This window comes from Streptomyces sp. BK340 (assembly GCF_007827595.1).
Lineage (GTDB): Bacteria > Actinomycetota > Actinomycetes > Streptomycetales > Streptomycetaceae > Streptomyces.
Genome location: NZ_VISR01000068.1, coordinates 1 through 2,889, shown reverse-complemented (window position 1 = coordinate 2,889; position 2,889 = coordinate 1). Strand labels below are relative to the sequence as shown.

The 2,889-nt window shown below is 64.5% G+C and carries 1 protein-coding gene and 1 pseudogene; both read right to left on the bottom strand.

Annotation, left to right across the window (positions count from 1 at the left end):
- Positions 1 to 108: 108 nt before the first annotated feature.
- A pseudogene (locus tag FB157_RS46930) lies at positions 109 to 1,799 on the bottom strand (ISAzo13 family transposase).
- A gap of 191 nt (positions 1,800 to 1,990) precedes the next feature.
- Entirely contained in the window at positions 1,991 to 2,548 is a 558-nt protein-coding gene (locus FB157_RS46925; protein ID WP_261387074.1) for a hypothetical protein, read from the bottom strand.
- Between the last annotated feature and the right edge of the window lie 341 nt (positions 2,549 to 2,889).

The window sequence follows — 2,889 nt, the reverse complement described above, 5'->3', positions numbered from 1 at the left end:
CCGCCCACAACCTGACATCAGCAAGGTCCCCACCCATAACCAGACCAACGACCCAACTGGCCACCAGTCACGGCAAGCACCGTTGCAGTACTAAGGGCGTGGAGATCTTTAACTCGTCTTCTTGACCTTGGTTTGGGTGGGGTCGGAAGCGAGGAACGTCGCGACGTCGGCTGGTGTGCGGAGGCGGGCGGTTGAGGTGGTGATGCGGTGGCCATGTGCTTCCAGGAGTGGGCGGACTTCCTGTTTCGCTCGGCTGATGGTCATAGCGGTGACGCCGAAGAGTTGCCCGAGGAGGTCCATGGTGGCGAGTTTGCGCAGGTGGAGCACGGTGGCCAGGACCCGGTCGGCCGGGGTGAGCTTGGCTTCGGCGCCTGTGCCGGGGGCGACCATGCGCTCGTGACCGCGGCGTGTGCGGAGCACTCGCTCGCGTTGGACCTCCAGCGCGGGAGTCAGTGCGTCGATGAGTTCGCTGAGTTGTTGGCGGGTCATGCCGGTCAGCTCAGGGTCCTGCAGCGAATGCTGCGTGAGGGCAGGCCCCCTGTTCGCCGTGACCTGGCCTGACGTGTTGTTGGCCGCCGTCGCGTCCAGCGGATGCTGCGGGTGGAGGGCGTAGTTCCATTCGCCGTGGAAGCGGTGTCGGGTGATCGGCAGGGCGGCGATCTCGTCGTCGCTGACCTGGACGCCGGTGGGGTACGGGTTGGTGTCGAGTTCGGCGTGCACGGTCAGGCCGGTCTTGGTGGTGGTCGCGGCAATGCTCTCGACGACGACTTCGTGGCTGGTCAGGGGCCTTCCACGCCAGTTCATGGTGATGTGGGAGAACAGCGGTGCTCGATCCGGTTCCACTTCGATGTTCCGGGAGGCAGGTGGCAGACGGTGATCGTCAGGTCGGCCTCGGCGGCGAACCTGGCGAGTTCGGTCTTCCAGGTGCGGGTGCGATAGCCGTTGGAGCCGCCCGCATCAGCGGTGATCAACAGCCGGTCGGCCGTTGGATAGGCGGCCTGGCCGGCTCCGATCCACCAGCGGCGGATTGATTCGACAGCGAACGCGGCGGTGTCGTGGTCGGTGCCCACGTTGACCCAGCCGGTGTTCGCGGCGACGTCGTAGATGCCATAGGGCCCCGCCCTGCCCAGCTCGCGGTCGGGGAAATCGTGGGTGTCGACCCGCACCGGCTCGCCTCTCGGCTCCCATTCACGGCCGTTGTTCTTGAACAGGCCGACCAGTTCCTTCTTCTTCGTGTCCACGCTGATCACCGGAGCCCCGCTGTCCTGGTGGTCGCGGGCCTGCTCGTTGAGGGAGTGGAACTGTGCGTCCCGGTCGGGGTGCTGCTTGCCTTCCAGAGTCTTGGCGTTGCTCTGCAGACTGAAGCCCTCCTCGCGCAGGAGGTCGCCCACCGTATCCGCACAGATTCTGTGCCCCTGCCGGGTCAGCTGCTCGGCGAGCTTGCGGGTGGATTTGGTAGTCCAGCGCAGCGGCGACATCGGGTCCCCGCGGACGTCGGGCTCGACCAGCGCGAGAAGTGCCTCCCGAACGGCTGGGTTCCGATCGGCAACGCGTTTGCGGCCACCGCCGGGCCGGCGAACCCGTCCCAACGGCGCCTCTCCGTCGTCGAGTTCGCGCATTCCGGCAGACACTGTGGCCTCGCGGACACCGGCGGCGCGGGCGACCGCTCTGATCCCGCCGTGACCGAGAGACTGGGCTTCCGCCCCTATCACCAGACGGCGCTGCCGCTCGTCGAGGTGCGGCAGAATCGCCTCGAACTTGGCTGCCAGCACGGCCCGTTGCCCTTCCAACCCGCTCATGCCAGACCAACGAACCACCGAACAGAAAGCCACGAGTTAAAGATCTGCACGCCCTTAAGGCCAGGGAGCACGTCAAATGTACTGAGCCGTCGTGAGGGCTGCCTCTCCCTCCTGACTCGGCCACCCGGCGTGAATGCCGAGCACGTTGAAGTGCCGCCCGATCCGAGGGATCGGGCGGCACTTCGGCACAACTATCCTGCGGCGCGAAGGTTGTCGGCGTAACTCCCCCAAATGGCCGAGGCTCCACCGGAGATCACTGTCGCCTTTGCCACGGAGGTCCAGGGGCCCCAGGCGCGGACCCCGAGCCGGAACTCGCCGTCCTGAATATAGAGCGCGAACTTGATGTAACGGTCGGCTCCTTCCGGGTGTCCGGGGAGTGACTTGAGGATGAAGTAGTTGTCCCCGATGGAGTCGACCTTGACCGGGGCGTTGCCCGGCATCAGGGTGCAGCTTTTACCGACCACCAATACGCTGCCGCAGCCACTGAAGGGGAAAAAGTCGCTGAAGTGCGTGATTGCGTTCTTGAACGTCGCCTGCTTGATCAGGTCGTTCGATGGCGTGTTGGCCATGGTGTAGATGCGAAATTCGCACTTGTACTCGTAGTTCGACGAGATGTCGCTCACCGTCCAGCACGTGTTCAGCGCGTTAGCGGCGGCGGCGGGCGTGGCGGTTACGGCCAAGGAGCCTGTGAGGCTGAGCAGCACCGCTCCAATGGACAGCGCAAGGCGTTTCATTTCATTCCGTTTCATGACTCATCGCAGCCCGTTGACGGCCAGACGAATGAACTGGGACGCCTGAAACCTATGGCCGAGAGGGCGTAGTGGGAAGTCATGTGAATGCATGACAACTCAGCTGCCCAGATGTGCACTTGGGTGTGGTTCACCGGCAGCTTGGAGGTTCGGGGGTGTCCCGTCGAGGGGAGTAGCAGCGAGCCCTTGGCCATTGAGCAGTCATCGCGTAAATCTCGAATAGCAATGCTGGTCGGCAGAAATACCTACTGACCTTGAATGCGTGATGTCGTCATGGTGGCTGGCGTCGGAGGCCAGTGCCGGTGAGGCAGCCGTCGAGGACGTCGTGGCGGTACTGGAGC

Excerpts from the sequence above, each read along its gene's own strand:
- FB157_RS46925 (WP_261387074.1), bottom strand. The coding sequence starts at position 2,548 with ATGAAACGGAATGAAATGAAACGCCTTGCGCTGTCCATTGGAGCGGTG.